At 59.1% G+C, this 5,439-nt stretch carries 5 protein-coding genes and 1 pseudogene; 4 read left to right on the top strand and 2 right to left on the bottom strand.

What is annotated here, in order from left to right:
• Positions 1–290: pseudogene (locus AC1DH9_RS21290) on the bottom strand (sodium-dependent transporter); the annotation flags it as partial.
• Between the two features lie 118 nt (positions 291–408).
• Here AC1DH9_RS21290 and smpB point away from each other — a divergent pair.
• Entirely contained in the window at positions 409–891 is a 483-nt protein-coding gene (smpB, locus tag AC1DH9_RS21285) for an SsrA-binding protein SmpB (RefSeq protein WP_019691770.1), read from the top strand.
• Positions 892–1,046: 155 nt separating this feature from the next.
• Here the strand turns inward: smpB and AC1DH9_RS21280 are convergent, their stop codons facing one another.
• Positions 1,047–1,814, bottom strand: coding sequence for an FCD domain-containing protein (locus AC1DH9_RS21280; RefSeq protein WP_427547226.1), 768 nt, complete (start codon positions 1,812–1,814; stop codon positions 1,047–1,049).
• A gap of 261 nt (positions 1,815–2,075) precedes the next feature.
• On the opposite strand from AC1DH9_RS21280, the gene AC1DH9_RS21275 reads away from it, so the two are divergent.
• From AC1DH9_RS21275 to AC1DH9_RS21265, 3 genes are all read left to right on the top strand, one after another.
• Entirely contained in the window at positions 2,076–3,764 is a 1,689-nt protein-coding gene (locus tag AC1DH9_RS21275) for a lactate permease LctP family transporter (protein WP_054594079.1), read from the top strand.
• A gap of 150 nt (positions 3,765–3,914) precedes the next feature.
• Positions 3,915–4,739, top strand: coding sequence for a (Fe-S)-binding protein (locus tag AC1DH9_RS21270; protein WP_427547223.1), 825 nt, complete (start codon positions 3,915–3,917; stop codon positions 4,737–4,739).
• A partial coding sequence (locus AC1DH9_RS21265) for an LUD domain-containing protein (protein ID WP_477808732.1) occupies positions 4,736–5,439 on the top strand: 704 nt, incomplete at its 3' end. The genes AC1DH9_RS21270 and AC1DH9_RS21265, both read left to right, overlap by 4 nt.

Below are 5,439 nucleotides of genomic sequence, written 5' to 3'. Positions count from 1 at the left end.
CCCCAGGACCATTTCGCCGAATGCCCGGCTTCAAGCGCCAGCACCTTCAAGGCATTTGCCGGACTTTGCCGGGCACGACGACCGATCAGGGTTTCGGCCAGCATCACCGGCACGCCGATCAGCGCAATACACGCCAGAAACACCAACACAAACGCGCCGCCGCCATAGACGCCGACCATGTAGGGGAACTTCCAGATACTACCCAACCCCACGGCTGAACCGGTCGCAGCGAGTATGAAAACCCAACGGCTAGCCCAACTACCGTGGACTGAAACCTTGTCTGACGACATCCTGAACACGCCCAACCGATCAAAAAAGAGGGCGCATTGTCCGGGATTCACTCAATGCGCTCAAGCACGCAGGTTCACCGTAGCCGACTCGCGCGCAACTCCCTATAATGCCGCCCCTATGGCTAAACAGAAGAAACACCCCGAAGGGACCATCGCGCAGAATAAAAAGGCGCGACACGATTACTTCATCGAACACCGGTTCGAGGCTGGCATGGTCCTGGCCGGCTGGGAAGTAAAGAGTCTGCGTGCAGGCAAGGCACAACTGGTCGACAGTTATGTGCTGCTCAAGGATGGCGAAGCGTGGCTGCTCGGCAGTCATATCACTCCGCTGACCACCGCCAGCACCCACGTCATCGCCGACCCGACGCGCACGCGCAAGCTGCTGCTCAACCAGCGCGAGCTGGAGAAGCTGTTTGCCGCCGTGCAACAGAAGGGTTACGCCTGCGTCTGCCTGTCGTTGTACTGGAGCAAGCACTTGATCAAGTGCGAGATCGCTCTGGGCAAGGGCAAGAAGGAATACGACAAGCGTGATACCGAGCGCGAACGCGATGCCGGTCGCGAGTTGCAACGAGCGGTGCGGAACAAGGGCAAGGAAGATTAATTTTCCCGCTGCTTGAAACCGCCTTCGCGAGCAAGCTCGCTCCCACACGATCTATAGATGCCGACATTTATGTGGCAGACCTGGAACCTGTGGGAGCGAGCTTGCTCGCGAAGACAATCGCACAAGCGATAAAGATTTAACTGACAAACCCCAACCTACATCCCCTTGCGCCGCTCCGCCCGAGCCATGCGCTGCATTTCCTGACGCACCTCTTCGAGCACTTCCTGCACATACAAAATGTGTCGACTGGAAACTTCTCGCGCCTGCTCTGCATGCCCTTCGATAATCGCCTGATACAACTCCCGGTGCTGGCTGATCAGCATGTCGCGGGTTTCGGCGCGCTGCTTGTACATGCCACCGATGTTGGTCACTACGTTGCGCTTGAGCAGATCGAACAGCCCGCGAATAGTATGCAACAGCACCGCGTTGTGACTGGCTTCGGCAATGGCCAGGTGAAAATTCGCATCCGCCGCGCCCTCTTCCGCACGACTCACCTGATCATGGCGCGCGTAGCAATCCTGCAACTCTTCGAATGCCGCAGTCAGTCGCTCACGGTCAACATCCGTCGCGCGCAATGCGGCGTAATAGGCGCATGACGCTTCCAGCGTATGGCGAAATTCCAGCAGATCACGCTGGGCTTCGGGGTTGCTTTCCAGCAAGTGCAGCAACGGATCGCTGAAGGTTGAGCCGAGCGATTCAACCACGTAGTTGCCGCCGCCCTGGCGGCTGACCAGCAGCCCCTTGGCCGCCAGTTTCTGGATCGCCTCACGCAATGAAGGACGCGACACACCGAACTGCTCCGCCAGGGCGCGCTCCGCCGGCAATCGCTCACCGGACTTCAGCGTGCCCTCAAGGATCATCCCCTCGAGCCGCTCGACAATATCGTCAGACAAACGGCGCTGACGAATCTGATCAAACCCCATAACTCATTCTCCACGATCCCGACGGCTCGCCGGGGTCTCTATTCTGGCCTATTGGCGTCGCGCCAGCACCTACCAGGCAGCGTTTGATCGAACAGATCAGATGATCTCTGCACCGCTCATTCGACGAAAGTTTCAGGGCGGCAAATTGACACACCACACCCAAGGCTTTTACCCTAGCCAACAGCGATTGTAAATTGGTATTACCAATTATCCAAGAACGCTGACCAGTGCCTGACCAACAACAATTAGGGGCCACCCCATATGCAAACCTGGCAACAGCTCTACAGCCCGCTCGGCAGCCTCGGCTTGTCCGCACTCGCGGCCGTTATCCCCATCGTATTTTTCTTCCTCGCTTTGGCCGTGTTTCGCCTCAAAGGACACGTCGCCGGGAGCATCACCCTGGCGCTGTCGATTCTGGTGGCGATCTTTGCCTTCCAGATGCCTGTCGACATGGCTTTCGCTGCTGCTGGCTATGGATTTGCCTACGGACTGTGGCCAATTGCCTGGATCATCGTGGCCGCGGTGTTCCTCTACAAACTGACGGTCAAGAGCGGCCAGTTCGAAGTGATCCGCAGCTCGGTGCTGTCGATTACCGACGACCAACGCCTGCAAGTGCTGCTGATCGGTTTCTGCTTCGGCGCATTCCTGGAAGGTGCCGCCGGATTCGGCGCACCGGTAGCGATTACCGCCGCGCTGCTGGTAGGACTGGGTTTCAACCCGCTGTACGCCGCCGGCCTGTGCCTGATTGCCAACACTGCGCCGGTAGCCTTCGGCGCACTGGGGATTCCGATCATCGTCGCCGGGCAAGTAACCGGCATCGATGCGTTCAAGATCGGCGCCATGGCGGGTCGCCAACTGCCACTGCTGTCAGTGTTCGTGCCGTTCTGGCTGGTGTTCATGATGGACGGCCTACGTGGCGTCAAGGAGACCTGGCCGGCAGCGTTGGTGGCGGGCTTGAGCTTTGCCGTGACCCAGTTCTTCACCTCGAACTTCATCGGCCCGGAGCTGCCGGACATTACCTCGGCACTGGTCAGCCTGGTTTCCCTGACCCTGTTCCTCAAGGTCTGGCAGCCCAAGCGCTCGTTCGCCGAAGCGACCGCCAGCGTCGGTGCCGCAACGGTAAGAAGCGCCGGAGGCTTCGGTCAACCGCGTACGACCCAGCCTTCGCCGTACAGCTTCGGCGAGATCTTCAAGGCCTGGTCGCCGTTCCTGATCCTCACCGCGCTGGTGACCATTTGGACCCTCAAGCCCTTCAAGGCAATGTTCGCCGCCGGCGGTTCGATGTACAGCTGGGTGTTCAACTTCGCTATCCCGCACCTGGACCAACTGGTGATCAAGACCGCCCCGATCGTAGCCGCCCCGACTGCCATTCCTGCGGTGTTCAAACTTGATCCGATTTCGGCGACCGGCACGGCGATTTTCTTCTCCGCACTGATCTCGATGCTGATCCTGAAGATCAACTTCAAAATTGGTCTGACCACATTGAAAGAGACCTTCTTTGAACTGCGCTGGCCTATTCTGTCGATCGGCATGGTGCTGGCCTTCGCCTTCGTCACCAACTATTCGGGCATGTCATCGACCATGGCGCTGGTACTGGCAGCCACCGGCGCGGCCTTCCCGTTCTTCTCGCCATTCCTCGGTTGGCTGGGCGTGTTTCTGACCGGCTCGGACACCTCGTCCAACGCGCTGTTCAGCTCGCTGCAAGCGACCACCGCACACCAGATCGGCGTCAACGACGTGCTGTTGGTGGCAGCGAACACCAGTGGTGGCGTGACCGGCAAGATGATCTCGCCACAATCGATCGCCGTGGCCTGCGCCGCGACTGGCCTGGTGGGCAAGGAATCCGACCTGTTCCGCTTCACCCTCAAGCACAGCCTATTCTTTGCCACTATCGTCGGCCTGATCACACTGGCCCAGGCCTACTGGTTTACCGGCATGCTGGTGCACTAAGACTACAAGCAACACAGAAAAAACCGACGCCGGGCTTTGCCCCTGGCGTCAGCGACTCACCACCCGGTCTGCAAGGCTGCTGAAAGCTTCCCGCTTTATAGTCAGCAGCCTCAGCGGACGGATAACCGGGCCCACCCGGAGACACGCCTGATGAGCGAGCTTTTTTACAACGCTGTGCCGAACGCGACCCGTGTCGCCCCGCCACTGCCTGAACCGCGCCAGTACCCCAGCAAGAAACCGCCGCAGGTCTACCTGTTCGGCACGTGTGTGGTCGACCTGTTTTATCCCGAAGCCGGGATGGACGCGATTCACCTGCTGGAACGCGAAGGTATTCGCGTGGAGTACCCGCAAGGGCAAAGCTGCTGCGGACAACCGGCCTACACCTCGGGTTACACCGAACAGGCCCGGACCGTAGCGCGCTCACAACTGGCGCTGTTTGCCGGGGATTATCCAGTGGTGGTGCCTTCGGGCTCCTGCGCAGGCATGCTGCGCGAACATTACGCCGACTTGTTCAAGGACGAGCCGGACACCTTGAAACAGGTTCAGGCCCTGGCGGCACGGACCTATGAGCTGGCCGAGTTTCTGCTGTTTGTCTGCAAGGTGCAGCTCAAGGACAGCGGCGAACCGGTCAAAGTGGCACTGCACACCTCGTGCTCGGCACGGCGGGAGATGAACACCCACTTGCATGGTCGCGAGTTGTTGTCGCAGCTGAGCAACGTGAAGCGGGTCGACCACGATCACGAAAGTGAATGCTGTGGCTTTGGTGGGACATTCAGCGTCCGAATGCCAGACATTTCCGGAGCGATGGTCGCTGACAAGACCAAAGCCCTGAAGGAGTCCGGCGCACACACGGTGCTGAGTGCCGACTGCGGCTGCTTGATGAACATCAACGGCTCGCTGGAAAAGCAGAACGAAGCGTTACGCGGCCAGCATCTGGCGAGCTTCCTCTGGCAGCGTACCGGAGGTGCAAAATGAGCACTTCCACGCTGATTCCAACGGTGGCGGTTGAGGAAGATTTTCGCACCCGGGCTCACGAGGCGTTGGGTGACAAGCAACTGCGAAACAACTTTCGCAGTGCAATGGATTCACTGATGGCAAAACGGGCAGCGTCCTTCAGCGATGCCTTCGAGCGAGAACACTTACGCGCCCTGGGCAATGCTATTCGTGCCCGCGCGTTATCCAAGTTGCCCGACCTGCTCGAGCAACTGGAACAGAACCTGACCCGCAACGGTGTGACAGTGCACTGGGCGGAAACGGTGGACGAGGCCAATGGCATCGTCTTGTCGATCATCCGTGCTCACGAGGCGCGGCAAGTGATCAAGGGCAAATCGATGGTCAGCGAAGAGATGGAGATGAACCATGTCCTCGCTGAACAAGGCGTTGAATGCCTTGAGTCGGACATGGGCGAGTTCATCGTCCAGCTCGACCACGAGAAGCCTTCACACATTATTATGCCGGCGATCCACAAGAATGCCGGTCAGGTCGCGTCCTTGTTCCACGACAAACTTGGCGTGGAATACACCAAGGACGTTGACCAACTTATTCAGATCGGTCGCAAGGTCTTGCGGCAGAAATTCTTCGAAGCGGACATCGGCGTCTCCGGTGTCAACTTCGCCGTGGCCGAAACCGGCACCCTGCTGCTGGTGGAAAACGAAGGCAACGGCCGCATGTCGAC

It is taken from the genome of Pseudomonas sp. 05T35, from assembly GCF_056396605.1.
Note: the sequence above shows the minus strand (reverse complement) of the source record. Positions and strands in the feature narration are given on the sequence as shown.

What these genes read in the sequence shown, in the direction of transcription:
- smpB (WP_019691770.1), top strand. Translation starts at nt 409, where the DNA reads ATGGCTAAACAGAAGAAACACCCCGAAGGGACCATCGCGCAGAATAAA.
- AC1DH9_RS21280 (WP_427547226.1), bottom strand. Translation starts at nt 1,814, where the DNA reads ATGGGGTTTGATCAGATTCGTCAGCGCCGTTTGTCTGACGATATTGTC.
- AC1DH9_RS21275 (WP_054594079.1), top strand. Translation starts at nt 2,076, where the DNA reads ATGCAAACCTGGCAACAGCTCTACAGCCCGCTCGGCAGCCTCGGCTTG.
- AC1DH9_RS21270 (WP_427547223.1), top strand. Translation starts at nt 3,915, where the DNA reads ATGAGCGAGCTTTTTTACAACGCTGTGCCGAACGCGACCCGTGTCGCC.